Raw genomic sequence first — 16008 nt, forward strand, 5'->3', positions numbered from 1 at the left:
GTGAGCTTTCACACGCAAGACAGAATTGCCTTGCGCGTCGGGGTACGGCAGAGTCTCACTCCTGTCAGGCCCCGCATACGACACACGTGTACCCCCAGCGGTACGGCACAACAGGAAACATCAGAACTCCATAGAGCCGTCGTATGCCGCCCGAGCACCACGCGGCGCTCCCCGCAAGGGAGTTGCCCACCGGGCCCGCGCCTCCCGTGACCCCGCAGTTGGGAGGCCAGTGCCAAGGGGCACGATTGCGTCCGCGAGGGTCACCTAAGCGGGCGATGCTGGAAGGAAACCGAGTGAGCCGGATTTCGGTCCGGGGATTCGCAGTGGCTTCTGCCACCGCGGTCACCGCTGTTGGCGCCGTCACCGGTGTTGCCGCGGGCAGCACCGCGCAGTCCCCCAACGACGCCGAGGCGACGGTCGGCGACGCCACGCTCCTCGCGGACATACCCGCGGGTCAGCAGGCTCAGGTGCAGACCGCATCCCTGACGCAGCAGGCCGACGCACAGGCCATCGCCGCGGACGCCAGCGCCAAGAAGGACGCGGAGGAAGCGGCTCGCAAGCAGGCCGCCGAGGACGCGATCGCCAAGCAGAAGGCCGCGGAGAAGGCCGAGCAGGACGCGAAGGACCGCAAGGAGGCCGAGGCCAAGGCCAGCCGTTCGGCCACGCGGGACGTCAGCAGCTTCTCCGTCCAGAGCTCGTACACCATCGCGCAGATCCAGGCGATGGCGCGGCAGATGGTGCCGAGCGCCCAGTTCCAGTGCTTCAGCAACATCGTGGACCACGAGTCCAGCTGGAACTACAAGGCGGTCAACGCCTCTTCCGGTGCCTACGGTCTCTTCCAGGCGCTGCCCGGCTCGAAGATGTCGTCCGTCGGTTCCGACTGGCAGACGAACCCGGCCACCCAGATCAAGTGGGGCCTCAACTACATGGACAGCCGCTACGGCAGCCCGTGCGAGGCCTGGACCTTCTGGCAGGCCAACCACTGGTACTAGCCGGTGGCCGCACACGCGGCTCAACCTCACGAAGCCCCTCACCGTCCTTGGGTGAGGGGCTTCGGCTGTGCCGAGGCCCGGCCCTGTACGGTCGGACGGAACGACTCCGGGGGGAGTGGTGGGGAGCAACGGGGGAAGAGGACGGATCATGTCGCGAGTGCCCAGATGGCTCGGTCGGATCGGTGCGGGACTGACCGAGTTGGGGGAGCGGTTGGACGAGCGCCGCGCCGAGGTGGAGCGGGAGACGCAGGGGGAAGCCGAACCGGACGCCCCGCGTGCCGTCGTGGCGCCCGCCCGCGCCCGCGAGGCCGGCCGGGCCCGCCAGGCGGCAGCCGACGCCGAGAAGCCGGCCGCTCCCGGAGCGGAGGAAGCCGAGGACGCCGAGGTCTCCGCTCCCGAGCAGGTCCCGCCGCCACCGCTGTACGCCCCCGCCGTGGCCGCCCGCCCCGACCCCGCCGCGGCCGTGCCGTGGGGCATGCGGGTCGCTGCCGAGGCCGGCTGGCGGCTGCTCGTCCTCGCGGGCACCGTCTGGGTGCTGATGCGGGTCATCAGCGCCGTGCAGCTGGTGGTGCTCGCGTTCGTGACGGCGCTGCTCGTCACGGCGCTGCTCCAGCCCACGGTGGGGCGGCTGCGCCGGCACGGCGTCCCGCGCGGACTGGCCACGGCGCTCACCGCGATCCTCGGCTTCGTCGTCATGGGCCTGGTCGGCTGGTTCGTGGTCTGGCAGGTCATGGAGAACATCGACAACCTCTCCAGCCAGATCCAGGACGGCATCGACGAGCTGCGCAAGTGGCTCCTCAACAGCCCGTTCCACGTGACGGACAAGCAGATCAACGAGATCGCCAAGAACCTGCGCGAGGCGGTCGGCGCCAACACCGACCAGATCACCTCCGCCGGCCTGGAGGGCGTCACGGTCATCGTCGAGGCGCTGACCGGCATCCTGCTGACGATGTTCTCGACGCTGTTCCTGCTGTACGACGGCAAGCGGATCTGGGAGTGGTCGCTCAAGCTCGTCCCGGCCGCCGCCCGTCCGGGGGTCGCCGGCGCCGGACCGCGCGCCTGGCGCACGCTCACGGCCTACGTCCGCGGCACGGTGATCGTCGCGCTGATCGACGCCATCTTCATCGGCCTCGGCATCTACTTCCTCGACGTCCCGATGGCCGTCCCGCTCGCCGTGTTCATCTTCCTGTTCGCGTTCATCCCGCTGGTGGGCGCGGTGGTGTCGGGAGCGCTCGCCGTCGTCGTCGCGCTCGTCACCCAGGGCGTGTTCGCGGCCGTCATGGTGCTGGCCGTGGTCCTCGCGGTGCAGCAGATCGAGGGCCACATCCTCCAGCCGTTCATCCTCGGGCGCGCGGTGCGGGTGCATCCTCTGGCCGTCGTCCTGTCCGTCGCCGCGGGCGGGATGATCGCCGGGATCGGCGGCGCGGTCGTCGCGGTGCCCCTGGTCGCGGTCACCAACACGGTGGTCGGCTACCTCCGTTCCTACGCCGAGGAAACGGCCCTGCGGCAGACGCCGCCGCCATCACCGGACGCCTGAGACCGACGGAGCCGAGCCCGTCCGGCGCGGGGCGCGACACCGGGACCCGGAGACGGGGAACGGCGCACCGGCGGCGGGAACGGCCGGAGCCCCGCCCACCACAGAGGTGAGCGGGGCTCCGAAGCCGGGGGAGGGACTACTCGGCGAGGACGGCCTCGGCGTCGAGCGTCGTGCCGACCGCCTGGATCACCGAGGCGATCTTGAACGCCTCCTGGATCGTCTCGCGGCCGACGCCGGCCTTGCGCAGCACCTGCTCGTGCGAGTCGAGGCACTGTCCGCAGCCGTTGACGGCGGAGACGGCCAGCGACCACAGCTCGAAGTCGACCTTCTCGACACCGGGGTTGCCGATGACGTTCATCCGCAGACCCGCCCGCAGCGTCCCGTACTCCGGGTCGGAGAGCAGGTGCCGCGTCCGGTAGAAGACGTTGTTCATCGCCATGATCGCGGCGGCCGACTTGGCGGCCGTGTACGCCTCCGGCGAGAGGTTCGCCTTCGCCTCGGGCTCCAGCTCGCGCAGCACGCGCGGCGAGCGGGAGGCGATGGCGCAGGCGAGCACCGTGCCCCACAGCTGCTGCTGCGGAAGCTCGGAGTTGCCGATCACCGAACCGAGGTTCAGCCGGAGGTCCTTGGCGTAGTCCGGTATGGCGGACTTCAGTTCATCGAGGGCCATGAGGGTCACTCACCGGCCAGCAGCGCGACCGGGTCGAGGGTGTTCTCGCCCTTGGTCCAGTTGCACGGGCACAGCTCGTCCGTCTGGAGGGCGTCCAGGACCCGCAGGACCTCCTTGGGGTTACGGCCGACGGAGCCGGCGGTCACCATGGAGAACTGGATCTCGTTGTTCTGGTCGACGATGAAGACGGCGCGCTTGGCGAAGCCGTCCTCGCCCTCGATGCCGAGGTCGCGCATGAGCTCGTGCTTGGAGTCGGCCATCATCGGGAACGGCAGGTCGCGCAGGTCCTCGTGGTCCTTGCGCCAGGCGTGGTGCACGAACTCGGAGTCGCCGGAGAAGCCGAGGACCTGGGCGTCACGGTCGGCGAACTCGCTGTTCAGCTTGCCGAAGGCGGCGATCTCGGTCGGGCACACGAAGGTGAAGTCCTTGGGCCACGCGAAGACGACCTTCCACTGACCCTCGTAGGTCTTGTGGTTGATCTGCTGGAACTCCTGGCCCTTCTCCAGCGAGACGCAGGCGGTCAGATCGAACTCGGGGAACTTGTCACCGACAGTGAGCACGCGCTCTCCTTGCAGCGAGGAGACACCCCTTTTGGGGATGTTTCCCATGGGTTGGACGCTGATGATGTTGGCACAGGCTGCATTGATTAGTGAAATAGCTACACTCGGTCGTGTTGATCGGTGTGGGCTATCAGTAGCGATGAGTAAGGGGTATGGCCATGGCGGGCGCCAAGAGCTCGACGGGTCCCGGGGTCTTCGGCGGCGCGGCCGGTGCCGCGGTGCCCTTGGGCGCCAAGGGCTCCCTGGGGGCGAAGGGCGCGCTCGGCGCCAAGGGCAACGGGCGGCGGCAGCCCAGCCTGGCGCAGCTGCGGGCCTTCGCCGCCGTCGCCGAGCACCTGCACTTCCGGGACGCCGCCGCCGCGATCGGCATGAGCCAGCCCGCCCTGTCCGGCGCGGTCTCGGCCCTGGAGGAGACCCTCGGGGTGACCCTGCTGGAGCGCACGACCCGCAAGGTGCTGCTCTCGCCCGAGGGTGAGCGTCTCGCCGTACGCGCCAAGGCCGTGCTGGACGCGGTCGGGGCGCTGATGGAGGAGGCCGAGGCGGTACGCGCCCCGTTCACCGGCGTGCTCCGGCTCGGCGTGATCCCGACCGTGGCGCCGTACCTGCTGCCGACCGTCCTGAAGCTGGTCCACGACCGCTATCCCGACCTCGACCTCCAGGTCCACGAGGAGCAGACGGCCAGCCTGCTGGAGGGCCTGGCCGTGGGACGGCTGGACCTGCTGCTGCTCGCGGTGCCGCTCGGCGTGCCCGGCGTCGTCGAACTCCCGCTGTTCGACGAGGACTTCGTGCTCGTCACCCCGCTCGACCACTGGCTCGGCGGCCGCGAGGGCATCCCCCGCCAGGCGCTGCGCGAGCTGAACCTGCTGCTCCTGGACGAGGGCCACTGCCTGCGTGACCAGGCGCTCGACATCTGCCGCGAGGCCGGACGCGCCGACGCGCCCGTCACCACGACCGCCGCCGGACTCTCCACGCTGGTCCAGCTGGTGGCCGGCGGACTCGGCGTGACCCTGCTGCCGCGCACCGCCGTCAAGGTCGAGACGAGCCGCAGCAACCAGCTCCTCACCGGGTACTTCGCGGACCCGGCGCCCACCCGGCGGATCGCGCTCGCGATGCGCGCGGGTGCCGCGCGGGGCGCCGAGTACGAGGAGCTGGCCGCGGCGCTCCGGGACGCGCTGCGGCCCCTGCCCGTCCGGGTGCTCTGACCCCGGACGGGCCCGGCCGCGCTACTCCGTGCGCAGGCCGTCCGGCCGCATCAGCCTGAGCAGCGGCGGCAGGCTGAGCGCCGTCACCAGCAGGACGACGCCCGCGCCGACACCGGCCATCGACAGCACGCTCGACCAGTCCACGGCCACCGAGGTGTTCGTCATCTTCAGCAGGACGGTGCCGAGGGTCAGGCCGACCGTGGTGGCGAGCAGCAGTCCCAGCGCGATCGGGATCGCGGTCTGCCACAGCACCGACAGGCTCAGCGTCCGGCGCCGGGTGCCGAAGGCGACCAGCGCCGACAGCAGCTTCCTGCGTTCGCGCAACTGCTCCAGCTGCGAGACCAGCAGGCTCGCGCCGATCAGGAAGAGGACGCAGGTCGCGCCGACGAACAGGCCCGTGCGGATCGACGTGAAGCGTCCTGAACGCTCGCTGGACGACCAGGAGTTGGCGTTGGTCAGCGGTCCGAGCTTCGCGGCGGTGTTGCGGACGTGCTCGCGGGCGTCCGGCACCGAGCCGTCGATCTTCAGGAAGAGCTGGCCCTCGACGGCCGCCGCCGCCTTCGCGGGCAGGGCGCCCGTGGTGACCAGGATGCCGCCGCGCTCCCAGCCCGTCGGGTCCTCGCGCGACCCCGCCTTCGAGAGATCCTTCGGCACGGTCCAGGCGACCTGGTGCTGCCGGGGACCGCCGTCGTACGAGGGGTCGATGTAGAGGGTCCGGCCCGGCTTGCCCAGGTCCAGGGTCCCGCTGTCGTACTCGGCGTCGCTGACGGCGAAGACGTCGCCGTCGTGGCAGGAGGGCAGCCGCGCCACCTCGCGCAGCGACGCGCAGTCGCCGACGGTCAGGTTCACGGACGACTCGGGGTCCTTGGCGCGGTCGCCCATGACGGCGTAGGCCAGCGGCGTCACGTGCCGTACGCCCTCGGTTCGTTCGAACCGGCCGGCGGCCTCGGCCAGCGGGACGCCGTGCTCCACGGTCACCTGCATCTGCGCCCGCGAGAGGTCGTTGCGCGACTCCCTGGTGTAGTCGCCCTCGACCCCGGCGAACAGCATCTGCAGGGCGATCGCGCCGGCCACCGCCACCGCGATGCCGTTGACCATGCGCGCCGCGCTGCCGCTGCTCAGCTGGAGCCTGCGCACCGCCAGTTGCCAGGCCACTCCGCCGGAGTTGAGCCGGGCCACGACGGACTCGACGACCCAGGGCAGCAGCGCGGTGACGCCGACCAGCAGCAGGATGACACCGCCGACCACCATGTACTGGTTGAAGTCCCCGTTGTCCCGGCCCTGTCCGACCATCGGGTAGAGCAGCGCCAGTCCGCCGAGCGGCAGCAGCAGCCGCCACCACAGCCGGCGCCGTGCGGGCCTGGCCGTGCGGACGACGCCCAGCGGCTCGATGACGACCCCGCGCAGCGCGAAGAGGGTCACCGCGACCGCCGCGGCCGGGACGGCGACGGCGACCAGCGCCACCAGCGCGGGCGTCGGGTTCAGGTCGCCGGGGAACACGCTGATCCGGAACAGCTCCATCGTCCCCGCGAGTTGGCGGCCCGCCAGGAAGAAGACGGCGCCGAGGACGAGCCCGACGAGCGCGCCCGCCAGTGCCTCGCCCGCCGCGATCCGGCGGGTCATCCGCCCGTCGGCGCCCACCAGGCGCAGGGCCGCCAGCCTGCGGTCGCGCCGCTCGCCGCCGAACCGTACGGCCGCGGCGATGAAGACGCCAACCGGCATCAGCAGCACCACGAAGACGATCAGGATGAGCAGCAGCAGGACCGGGTCGAGCTGTTCGCCGTTCTGGTTCACCGACCCGAACGAGTCGATGCGCTCGACGCGGACACCGCTCGTGCGGTCCGCCCCGGCCAGGTCCCGGGAGCCGGCGTAGTAGACGAGTTCGTGCGGGCCGACAAGACCGCTGTCGCCGACCGTCCCGGTGATCCGGTAGGGCAGCCGCTCGCGCAGCAGCCGGCCCTCGTCGGACGCCAGCAGCCGGTTCAGGTCGGGCGAGACGACCATCTCGCCGGCCCCGGGGAACGCACGCACCCCGGGTGGCAGGGGCGCCCGTACGCCCTCGGGCTGGAGCAGCCGGCCGCGTACGTCATCGGACCGGAAGGTGGTGTCGGCGGTGCCCACGAGCAGCGTCCGGTCGCTCTTCCTCGGGACCACCGAGCTGTACGTCATGTCGTTGCGGGCGCGCTCCCGGTCGTGCCGGGCGCCGAGGGCACTCGGCAGGGCCGTCGTGAGCAGCAGCAGAGCCACGCCGAGTCCCACGCCGACGGCCGTCAGGAGGACGCGCCCCCAGCCCTCGCGGCCGCCGGTGACCGCGAATCTGGCGCCCATGGCCAGGTCCCGGCACCACTGGCGGGCGCTCATACGACGCGCTCCATGTCGCGGGACCTGCCGTCGCGGACGACGATCTCGCGGTCGGAGTAGGCGGCCACGCGAGCCTCGTGCGTGACGAGGACGACGGCCGCGTTGGTCGACCGGGCCGCGTCCGTGAGCAGCTCCATCACGCGCTCGCCGTTGAGCGAGTCGAGCGCGCCCGTCGGCTCGTCGGCGAACAGCACGCGCGGGCCGGTGACCAGCGAGCGGGCGACGGCGACCCGCTGTCCCTGGCCGCCGGAGACCTCGCCGGGACGCTTGCCCGCCAGGTCGTCGACCTGCAGGCGCTCCATCCAGGACAGGGCGGTGCGCTCGGCCTCCTTGCGCGCGGTGCCGTTCAGCCGCAGCGGAAGGGCCACGTTCTCGACGCAGGTCAGCTCGGGGACGAGCTGGCCGAACTGGAAGACGAACCCGAAGTCGCCGCGCCGCAGCGCGCTGCGCTCGGCGTCGCTCATGCCGGCCATCTCCCGGCCGTCGTACCTGATCGAGCCGGAGTCCGGCGGCACGATGCCGGCGAGGCAGTGCAGCAGGGTCGACTTGCCGGAGCCGGAGGGGCCCATCACGGCGACGACCTCGCCCGGGTGGATGGAGAACTCGGCGCCGTCCAGGGCGACGGTGGAGCCGTACGTCTTGCGGAGTTCCGACGCCGTCAGCAGGGAACCGGGGGGAGGCGTCATCGGGTCACCACCTCGGCGAGCCTGTCGAGGCGTGCGGCGGTGAGTTCGAGCCACCGCAGGTCGGCCTCCAGATGGAAGAGGGCGTGGTCGCAGATCAGCTGGTCCGCGAGGTCGCCCTTGCGCTTGCGGTCGGTCAGGATCCGCATCATGCGCAGGTGCTCGGCGCGCTGCGTGTCGAGGATCCCGGCCGCGTCGCGGTGGGTCAGCAGGGCCAGGACGACCTTGGTGTACAGCGTCGACTGGAGGTACGGCTCGGGCGGTTCGGGGGTCGCGAGCCAGCGCTGGACGTCGGTGACGCCGGCCTCGGTGATGGCGTACCGCTTGCGCTCCGGCCCGCCGCCCGCCTCGATCCCGTCGACCTCCACGAGGCCGTTCTTCAGCAGGCGGGACATCGTGGAGTAGACCTGGCCGTAGTGCAGCGACCGGTCGTGACCGAACTTATCGTCGAAGGCCCGCTTGAGGTCGTAGCCGTGGCGGGGCCCGGACTCGAGGAGTCCCAGGAGTGTGTGACCGATGGACATGCGGAGCACTCTACACAGTGCGTATACACCCCGCGTATACATGCGGCGAATAGATCATGGATCGGTGTGGTGAGGCGCAGGTCGGAGGCTGTTGTCACGGTTCTGCAATAGCGGGCGGCCGGTACCGGGAGGCTGCCCGCCGCGGGGCGCCGGGGCCCGTTGAGGGGCGCCCGCCACCGGTGCACGGGAGGGCGCCCGCTGCTTCCGCGTTGAGGGGTCAGGGGTTCCGGCCCGTCTGTCGCTGGGCTCCCGCGCGCGGGTCGGCCGGTATGCGGTGGGGCTCCCGCCCCGGCCGGTGGGCGGCGGCGCTCGCTGCGGCCGGTCTACTCCTCCGGCTGCTCCTCGGGGGAGGCCGGCGGCCGGCCCCTGCGGGGGATCGGGCCCGCGGCCCCCGGCAGCCGGCCCGCCTCGGCCAGCGCCCGCCGCAGCAGGAACTCGATCTGCGCGTTGGCGGACCGCAGCTCGTCGCCCGCCCAGCGGGCCAGCGCGTCGTGCACGAGCGGGTCCAGCCGCAGCAGCACCTGCTTGCGCTGCTGCGGCCGACGCCGGGGCGCCCCCTCCCCGGGGGCCCCTTCCGCGGGAGTCGTCACTGGTAGAGGGACCCGGTGTTCAGGACCGGCTGCGCCGCGCGGTCCCCGCAGAGCACCACCATCAGGTTCGACACCATCGCCGCCTTGCGCTCCGAGTCCAGCTCCACGATGTCCCTCTCGCTGATCCGGGCGATCGCCGCCTCGACCATCCCGACGGCGCCGTCGACGATCTGCCGGCGCGCCGCCACGACCGCTCCCGCCTGCTGGCGCTGGAGCATCGCCGACGCGATCTCGGGAGCGTACGCGAGGTGCGTGAAGCGCGACTCGATGATCTGCACTCCGGCGGCCTCCACGCGCGCGTGCAGCTCGACCGCGAGCTTCTCGGTGATCTCCTCCGCGTTGCCCCGCAGCGACAGGCCGCCCTCCTCGTGGGCGTCGTAGGGGTACTCGATGGCGATGTGCCGCACGGCCGCCTCGGTCTGGGTGGCGACGAACTCCAGGAAGTCGTCCACCTCGAAGCTCGCCTGGGCGGTGTCCTCCACCCTCCACACCACGACCGCGGCGAGCTCGATCGGGTTGCCGTACGCGTCGTTGACCTTGAGGACGGCGGTCTCGTGGTTGCGTACCCGGGTCGAGATCTTGGTCCTCGACGTCAGCGGGTTCACCCAGCGCAGCCCGTCCTGCCGGATCGTCCCCCGGTACCGCCCGAAGAGCTGGACCACGCGGGCCTCGCCCGGTGCCACCGTGTTCAGACCGCACATGGCGAAGAAGGCCGCGATGCCGATCACGATGCCGCCGGTGATCAGCGCGGCCTTGGCGCCGGTGTCCGTGACCGCCGCCCCGCCGGCGATCGCCCCGGCGCCCGCCAGCAGCCCGAGCAACCCCAGCAGCAGGGCCAGCCCGCCCCCGATGCTGTGCGCGGCGAACTCCCGGACCCGCGGCGCGGGCATGTCGGGCAGGTCGGCGTCGGCCGGCGCGCCCTGTGCGGTGTCGTGTGCGGACATGGTCGTCCCCCCGTCTCGCGCCGCGCGGCCGTGGCCGTACGGCGCAGATGTGAAAGCTTCGGTCTAGCTAAGTGATATCACTTTAACGCGTCCGGCAACCTTCCGCACCCCTGAATCGTCGGTTGAGTGAGAAGCGGGTGCTGATTCTCACGTCCGTAAAAGACCGGATCGGCAGCGCTTTGTCATACCGCGCGGTGTTAGCTTTCTGAGCTGACCTGAGCGACGAACCTGTGTGACGCACGAGAGTGAACGCGCCACACGAGCGCGGCACGACCACGCGCCACGAGACCGAAGCGGAGCGGATCGGACCCATGGGACGAGCGGAAGAGAGACGAGCGCGGCAGCGTGGTGGCCGCCGCGCGGCGCCCCGGAGCTCGTCCGGGGCCAAGGGCACCCGCGGAGGCATACGCCGCTTCTTCACCTGGAAGAAGATCGTCGGCACGTTCTTCGGCCTGTGCCTCCTGGGCATGGGCGCGTTCGTCGTGCTGTACCTGGTCGTCGACGTCCCCGAGGGCAACGCGGCCGCGAAGCTCCAGAGCAACGTCTACGAGTACGAGGACGGCTCGGTCCTGGCCCGCACGGGCGACATCAACCGCGAGATCGTGGACCTCGCCAAGGTCCCCAAGAAGGTCCAGCGGACCTTCGTCGCCGCCGAGAACAAGTCCTTCTACAACGACTCGGGCGTCGACCTCAAGGGCACCGCCCGCGGCATCGTCAACACCCTCTCCGGCAAGGGCAAGCAGGGCGGCTCGACGATCACCCAGCAGTACGTCAAGAACTACTACCTCACGCAGGACCAGACCGTCACGCGCAAGCTGAAGGAACTGGTCATCTCGCTCAAGGTGGACCGCCAGAAGTCCAAGGACGCCATCCTCGCGGGCTACATCAACACCAGCTACTACGGCCGCGGCGCCTACGGCATCCAGGCCGCGGCGCAGGCCTACTACCAGGTGGACGCCAAGCGCCTGTCGGTCGAGCAGGGCGCGTACCTCGCCTCGCTCCTCCAGGCACCGAGCCAGTACGACTGGACGGTCGCCACGGACACCGGCAGGAAGCTGGTCAAGAACCGCTGGAACTACACCCTCGACAACATGGTCGAGCAGGGCTGGCTGGACGCGGGCGACCGCCAGGACATGACGTTCCCCGTGCCGAAGGACCCCAAGGGCGCGCCCGGCATGGAGGGCCAGACCGGCTACCTCGTCGACGCGGCCAACAAGGCGCTCATGAAGCAGCTCGTCGCCCAGGGCTCCGCCAGCAGCCTGGAGGACGCCGAGGCGAAGGTCGAGGCGGGCGGCTGGACGCTCACCCTGAACATCGACAAGAAGAAGCAGGAGCAGCTGGAAGACGCCGTCAAGACCGAGCTGACCAGCAAGCTGAACGCCAAGAAGCGCCCGGTCGACGGCGACGTCCAGGCGGGCGCCGCGTCCGTGGACCCGAAGACGGGCGAGGTCCTCGCGCTGTACGGCGGCAAGAACTACGTCAAGCACTTCGTGAACAACGCGACCCGGCGCGACTACCAGCCGGCGTCCACCTTCAAGCCGCTGATCCTCGCCGCCGCCCTCGACCAGGGCGCCACCACGCAGTCGGGCAAGCCGATCAACGCGAGCACGGTCTACGACGGCACCAGCAGGCGCCCCGTCGTGGACAACGGCGCCAAGGTCGGGTTCGCCCCGCCGAACGAGGACAACCAGAGCTACGGCGACGTCACCGTCCAGACCGCGATGAACAAGTCCGTCAACTCCGTCTTCGCGCAGATGGGCGTCGACGTCGGCATGGACGAGGTCCTGGAGACCGCGGGCGACCTCGGCATGGACACCGAGGGACTTCAGGCGGTGCCCGCGCAGACCCTCGGCACCATGGGGGCCAGCCCGCTGGAGATGGCCGGCGTCTACGCCACCCTCGACAACCACGGCAAGAAGGTCACCCCGGCCGTCGTGAAGACGGCCGAGCACAAGGACTACGGGGTCGAGTTCCCGGCCGCGATCGGCGAGCGGGTGATCAGCCGGGAGGCCGCCGACACCGTCACCTCCGTGCTGACCGGCGTGGTCGACGACGGTACGGCCCGGGTGTCGGTGGCCCAGGCGGTGCACCGCAACGGCCAGCAGGTCGCCGGCAAGACCGGTACCTCCGACAACAACAAGTCGGCCTGGTTCACGGGCTACACGCCGAACCTGGTCACCTCGGTGGGCCTCTTCGGCGAGGACGCGAAGAAGCACACCCAGGTCTCCCTGAAGGGCGCCACCGGACTGATCCCGGGCACCGGCCGCATCAACGGCGGCGGCTACCCGGCCCAGATCTGGGCCTCGTACACCTTCGACGCCATGGGCAAGGTCACCCGGTTCGACCTGGAGACCACCCAGGGCGCCGCGGTCGCGCCGACCGAGACCCCGTCGGCCACGCCGTCGCCGAGCGAGACCCCGTCGTCGACGCCGACGACCAAGGAGCCGACCACCGAGCCGCCGACGAGCGACAGTGCGACGCCCACGGACAAGCCGACCACCAAGCCGCCGACGAAGCCGTCCGTCTCGCCGAGCCCGTCGGCGTCCGACGGGCTGCCCGAGAACCCGTTGCGTCCCGGCGGCGAGGAACGCTGAGCACGCGAGGAGGGCGCCCCGCCGGCCGGCCGGGCGCCCTCCTCGTTCGTGCGTGCTTCCCGCGGTCCCTGGGGGCGCCTGTCAGCTGCGGTTCAGCTCGAACCAGACGACCTTGCCGGTGCTCAGCCTGGTCGCGCCCCACCGCCGGGCCAGCCGGTTCACCAGGTAGAGGCCGCGGCCGCCCTCGTCCGTGGCGCGTGCCTGGCGCAGCCTCGGCAGCTGCGGCACGTCGTCGCCGACCTCGCAGCGCAGCACGTCCGTGCGCAGCAGGCGCAGGGTGACCGGCCGCGAGGCGTAGCGGACCGCGTTGGTCACGACCTCGCTGACGAGCAGTTCCACGGAGTCGCTCATGTCCTCCAGGCCCCAGCGGGACAGCGCGCGGCGCGCGAGCCGCCGGGCCCGCCCGGGTGCCGAGTCCTCGGGCTCCAGGGTCCAGTAGGCGACGTCGCTCGGCGCGATCCCGTCGAACCGGGCGGCGAGCAGGGCGATGTCGTCGTCCCGGTCGCCCGGGCCGAGCATGTCGAGCACCTCGTCGCAGAGGGCTTCGAGCGGCGGCGGATGGTCGGGTCCGGTCAGCTGCGCGGTGGCGGCGAGACGCTCCCGCAGCTGCTCTATCCCGGTCCACACGTCCCGCAGCCGGGACTCCACCAGGCCGTCCGTGTAGAGGAGCAGCGTGGCTCCGGCGGGCGCGTCCAGCTCGACGGCCTCGAAGTCGACCCCGCCCACGCCGATCGGGGCGCCCGGCGGCACCCGCAGCACCTCCGCCCGGCCGCCCAGGTGCAGCAGGACGGGCGGCGGATGGCCCGCGTTGGCGATGGTGATGCGGTGCGCGACCGGGTCGTAGACGGCGTACAGGCAGGTCGCCATGCGGTCGGTGCCCAGCCGCTGGGCCTGCTCGTCCAGGTGGTGCAGGACCTCCTGCGGCGGCAGGTCGAGTCCGGCGAGGGTCTGCGCGGTGGTGCGCAGCTGGCCCATGATGGCCGCGGACGTCATCGAGTGGCCCATGACGTCGCCGACGACGAGGGCGACGCGGCTGCCCGGCAGCGGGATCGCGTCGTACCAGTCGCCGCCCACGCGGGCCGTCTCGGCGGCCGGCAGGTAGCGGGACGCCAGCCGTACGCCGGTGGGGCGCGGCAGCGTCTCGGGCAGCATCGTGCGCTGCAGCTCGTCGGCGATGTACGCCTCGCGGCCGTACAGCACCGCCTTGTCGATGCCCAGCGCGCTGTGCGTGGCGAGCTGGGCCGCCACCAGCAGGTCGTCGGTCTCGAAGGCCGGGCGCTCGGGGCGGCGCAGGAACAGGGCGGCGCCGATCACCCGGCGCCGGCCCCGCAGCGGGGCCAGGATGGCGCGCTGGCCGTTCGGCACGGACAGGTCGTCGCCGAGCAGCTCCGGCAGCGCGGCCCGGGCGGCGGGCGCGTCCGCGAAGACGGGCCGCACGCCGCGCAGCACCTCGGCGAGGGCGCCGCCGGGGCGGACCTCGCACAGTTCGGCGGTCATCGCCGACAGGTCGCTCGGTTCGGGCTGGAGCGCGGCGATGAAGCCGCCCTCGGTGTCCCGCTCCTCGGGGATCCGGTCGGTGCGCCGCAGCCGCAGCACGACGGGCCCGGTGGGCCGCTCGTCGCCCACGGGCAGCGGGTCGCGCAGATAGACGAGGATCGCGTCGGAGAAGGTCGGCACGGTGGCCCGGCACAGGCCCATCACGATCTCGTCCAGGTCTATGCCGCGGGCGATCCGCCGGGTCGCGGCGCCCACGAAGCGCAGCCGGTCGCCGTCGCGGCGCATCGGCATCGGGCCGCTCGGCGGCAGCCCCTGGCCGGTGCGCCGGTCCTTGCCCGCCGGGGTCCGCTCCTGCTCGCCGCCCGGCTGGACCGGAATGCTCTCCGGGGCGGGGCGCGGCCGGTGCGGGTCCTGCTCGGCGGCCGTCGGCTGCGCGTGCTCGGGGCCCGCGGAGGCGGGCGCGCCCGGACCGGACGCGGGCGTGCCGGTGCCGCCGGAGGGGCCCTGCTTGGCGCACTGGGCGGTCGTGCCGGGACCGGCCGGACCGTCGCCCGTGCGGGCCTGCGCAGGTAACGCCACGGGGCCGTGGGGGTCGCCGCGGTCGAACGCCGCGGCCGGGGGAGTGCTCACCTGCTCGGGGGTACGCAGAAGCGCCCCGCGGGGGTCCGCGGGGGTGGGCGGCCGGCCGGCGCTGGGCCGGTGGCGCTCGTGCGAGGTCGGGTGCTCCGTCACGCGTGTCGAATCCATCCGTCCGGGGCTGCGCGCCGTGCGTGCAGTTCGTCCCGCAGAAGTGCCGATACCCGGAATACGTGTCCCGGGAACGGGATTTCCGCGTCATGAGCCTCGGACCGGCCCGCGATCGGCGCGGACAGCCCGTCCGGCCGGCGCCGGGCCGTACCCGTGTGGCCCTCGTACCCCTCGCTCACGTCCTGCCGCCCCTCGGTGACGTATGGCCAAGCCCAGCGTGTGCTGCGGGAGTTGCTGCTGTGCACCCTCCCGTCACCCGGCCACCACCCCTCAACGTCGGTGCCGCGCACCGGCCTTGACCCGATCTGATGCGGAGGACGATCCTACGTTTGTACCACGGGGGCGCATCAAGGGTCTCACGTGGACACGTGCGCGGGCGTACGGTCCCAGTCGTCCGGCAATGACGGTACGCCCCACGACGGGTCCGGGCGCCAGTGCTGCCAGCCGTCCGAGAACGGCGGCCCCCAGGCACGGATCACCTCTACCGCGGAGCGACCCGCTTCCCGCACCCGTTCCGAGAGTTGAGTATCCATCAGACCGGCCGCCTGCGCCTGTGCGAACTCGTCCTCATCCAGCCAACGCCACGTCCGGTCCGGATGGACCGAGATGTCCAGGAAGTGGTCCCGGGAGTCGACGCCGCCGGACCAGCGGGCCAGCGGCTCCTCCAGGTTCACGTACCAGTTCTTGAACCGCCAGCCCTGGTCCCAGAAGAGCCACACCGACCACGGGTCGCCCGGCCGCGCCAGCTTCAGAACGCCGGTGCCGAACCAGCGGTCGCGGCGCACCGCGCGCGGCTTGGTGTACCGCGACTCCAGCGGCTCGGAGTGCACCGGCGTGCCGTCGGCGAGCACCGGCCGCACGCACTCCGTGCCGGGAGCCATCCACGCCGCGAGCAGCTCCTCGTCGTCCCGCACGACCGTCACGGGCCGGCAGATGTGGAAGCGCTCGCCCGCGTTCTCCCGGTACCGCCACAGGATGCGGCTGCCGGGGGCCCAGCGCGCCGTCGGTCCGTCCTCTTCCCGTCTCACCGCTCCACCGTCCGCCATGACCAGATATTAGGTGCCACAGGCATACGACGCTGCGGCGGGCGTCACGGTTCGCGCGGGC

Annotated in this window: 13 protein-coding genes; 4 read left to right on the plus strand and 9 right to left on the minus strand. The window is 71.9% G+C overall.

What is annotated here, in order from left to right; all coding sequences use genetic code 11:
- The first annotated feature begins 275 nt into the window (after window positions 1-275).
- Entirely contained in the window at window positions 276-992 is a 717-nt protein-coding gene (locus tag ACWGIS_RS12140; protein WP_453362298.1) for an aggregation-promoting factor C-terminal-like domain-containing protein, read from the plus strand.
- 148 nt (window positions 993-1140) lie between these two features.
- Window positions 1141-2529 carry an AI-2E family transporter gene (locus ACWGIS_RS12145; RefSeq protein WP_453362299.1) on the plus strand — a complete coding sequence of 463 codons (1389 nt, stop codon included), beginning with the start codon at window positions 1141-1143 and terminating at the stop codon, window positions 2527-2529.
- Between the two features lie 136 nt (window positions 2530-2665).
- Here ACWGIS_RS12145 and ACWGIS_RS12150 read toward each other — a convergent pair whose 3' ends face one another.
- Both ACWGIS_RS12150 and ACWGIS_RS12155 read right to left on the minus strand, forming a co-directional pair.
- Entirely contained in the window at window positions 2666-3199 is a 534-nt protein-coding gene (locus ACWGIS_RS12150; RefSeq protein WP_453362300.1) for an alkyl hydroperoxide reductase, read from the minus strand.
- Between the two features lie 5 nt (window positions 3200-3204).
- Window positions 3205-3759 (minus strand): peroxiredoxin, encoded by a 555-nt coding sequence (locus tag ACWGIS_RS12155; RefSeq protein ID WP_453362301.1) that lies wholly within the window; start codon window positions 3757-3759, stop codon window positions 3205-3207.
- 158 nt (window positions 3760-3917) lie between these two features.
- On the opposite strand from ACWGIS_RS12155, the gene ACWGIS_RS12160 reads away from it, so the two are divergent.
- Window positions 3918-4961, plus strand: a complete 1044-nt coding sequence (locus ACWGIS_RS12160; protein ID WP_453362302.1) for a LysR substrate-binding domain-containing protein — start codon at window positions 3918-3920, stop codon at window positions 4959-4961.
- 21 nt (window positions 4962-4982) lie between these two features.
- On the opposite strand, the gene ACWGIS_RS12165 is transcribed toward ACWGIS_RS12160, so the two are convergent.
- From ACWGIS_RS12165 to ACWGIS_RS12185, 5 genes are all read right to left on the minus strand, one after another.
- Window positions 4983-7322, minus strand: coding sequence for an ABC transporter permease (locus tag ACWGIS_RS12165; RefSeq protein WP_453362303.1), 2340 nt, complete (start codon window positions 7320-7322; stop codon window positions 4983-4985).
- Window positions 7319-8008: an ABC transporter ATP-binding protein gene (locus tag ACWGIS_RS12170; protein ID WP_453362304.1), complete on the minus strand. Its 690-nt coding sequence runs from the start codon at window positions 8006-8008 to the stop codon at window positions 7319-7321. Before ACWGIS_RS12170 ends, ACWGIS_RS12165 begins: the two co-directional genes overlap by 4 nt.
- On the minus strand, window positions 8005-8529 hold the full coding sequence (locus ACWGIS_RS12175) for a PadR family transcriptional regulator (protein ID WP_453362305.1): 525 nt from the start codon (window positions 8527-8529) through the stop codon (window positions 8005-8007). Before ACWGIS_RS12175 ends, ACWGIS_RS12170 begins: the two co-directional genes overlap by 4 nt.
- 323 nt (window positions 8530-8852) lie before the next feature.
- On the minus strand, window positions 8853-9119 hold the full coding sequence (locus ACWGIS_RS12180) for a hypothetical protein (RefSeq protein ID WP_453362306.1): 267 nt from the start codon (window positions 9117-9119) through the stop codon (window positions 8853-8855).
- The gene (locus ACWGIS_RS12185; protein ID WP_453362307.1) at window positions 9116-10063 is read right to left on the minus strand and encodes an SPFH domain-containing protein; all 948 of its coding nucleotides are present in this window, start codon (window positions 10061-10063) and stop codon (window positions 9116-9118) included. The genes ACWGIS_RS12180 and ACWGIS_RS12185 overlap by 4 nt, the downstream gene beginning before the upstream one ends.
- A 311-nt stretch (window positions 10064-10374) precedes the next feature.
- Here ACWGIS_RS12185 and ACWGIS_RS12190 point away from each other — a divergent pair, with 311 nt between their 5' ends.
- The gene (locus ACWGIS_RS12190) at window positions 10375-12657 is read left to right on the plus strand and encodes a transglycosylase domain-containing protein (protein WP_453362308.1); all 2283 of its coding nucleotides are present in this window, start codon (window positions 10375-10377) and stop codon (window positions 12655-12657) included.
- Window positions 12658-12738: 81 nt separating this feature from the next.
- Here ACWGIS_RS12190 and ACWGIS_RS12195 read toward each other — a convergent pair whose 3' ends face one another.
- A complete protein-coding gene (locus tag ACWGIS_RS12195; RefSeq protein WP_453362309.1) occupies window positions 12739-14901 on the minus strand; it encodes a SpoIIE family protein phosphatase in 2163 nt (720 codons plus the stop codon).
- A 356-nt stretch (window positions 14902-15257) separates the two neighbouring features.
- The gene (gene fomD / locus ACWGIS_RS12200) at window positions 15258-15947 is read right to left on the minus strand and encodes a cytidylyl-2-hydroxypropylphosphonate hydrolase (protein ID WP_453362310.1); all 690 of its coding nucleotides are present in this window, start codon (window positions 15945-15947) and stop codon (window positions 15258-15260) included.
- Window positions 15948-16008 lie beyond the last annotated feature (61 nt).

Source organism: Streptomyces sp. NPDC054842 (genome assembly GCF_053611025.1).

What these genes read in the sequence shown, in the direction of transcription:
- ACWGIS_RS12140 (WP_453362298.1), top strand. Translation starts at nt 276, where the DNA reads ATGCTGGAAGGAAACCGAGTGAGCCGGATTTCGGTCCGGGGATTCGCA.
- ACWGIS_RS12145 (WP_453362299.1), top strand. Translation starts at nt 1,141, where the DNA reads ATGTCGCGAGTGCCCAGATGGCTCGGTCGGATCGGTGCGGGACTGACC.
- ACWGIS_RS12150 (WP_453362300.1), bottom strand. Translation starts at nt 3,199, where the DNA reads ATGGCCCTCGATGAACTGAAGTCCGCCATACCGGACTACGCCAAGGAC.
- ACWGIS_RS12160 (WP_453362302.1), top strand. Translation starts at nt 3,918, where the DNA reads ATGGCGGGCGCCAAGAGCTCGACGGGTCCCGGGGTCTTCGGCGGCGCG.
- ACWGIS_RS12165 (WP_453362303.1), bottom strand. Translation starts at nt 7,322, where the DNA reads ATGAGCGCCCGCCAGTGGTGCCGGGACCTGGCCATGGGCGCCAGATTC.
- ACWGIS_RS12170 (WP_453362304.1), bottom strand. Translation starts at nt 8,008, where the DNA reads ATGACGCCTCCCCCCGGTTCCCTGCTGACGGCGTCGGAACTCCGCAAG.
- ACWGIS_RS12175 (WP_453362305.1), bottom strand. Translation starts at nt 8,529, where the DNA reads ATGTCCATCGGTCACACACTCCTGGGACTCCTCGAGTCCGGGCCCCGC.
- ACWGIS_RS12185 (WP_453362307.1), bottom strand. Translation starts at nt 10,063, where the DNA reads ATGTCCGCACACGACACCGCACAGGGCGCGCCGGCCGACGCCGACCTG.
- ACWGIS_RS12190 (WP_453362308.1), top strand. Translation starts at nt 10,375, where the DNA reads ATGGGACGAGCGGAAGAGAGACGAGCGCGGCAGCGTGGTGGCCGCCGC.
- ACWGIS_RS12195 (WP_453362309.1), bottom strand. Translation starts at nt 14,901, where the DNA reads ATGGATTCGACACGCGTGACGGAGCACCCGACCTCGCACGAGCGCCAC.
- fomD (WP_453362310.1), bottom strand. Translation starts at nt 15,947, where the DNA reads ATGGCGGACGGTGGAGCGGTGAGACGGGAAGAGGACGGACCGACGGCG.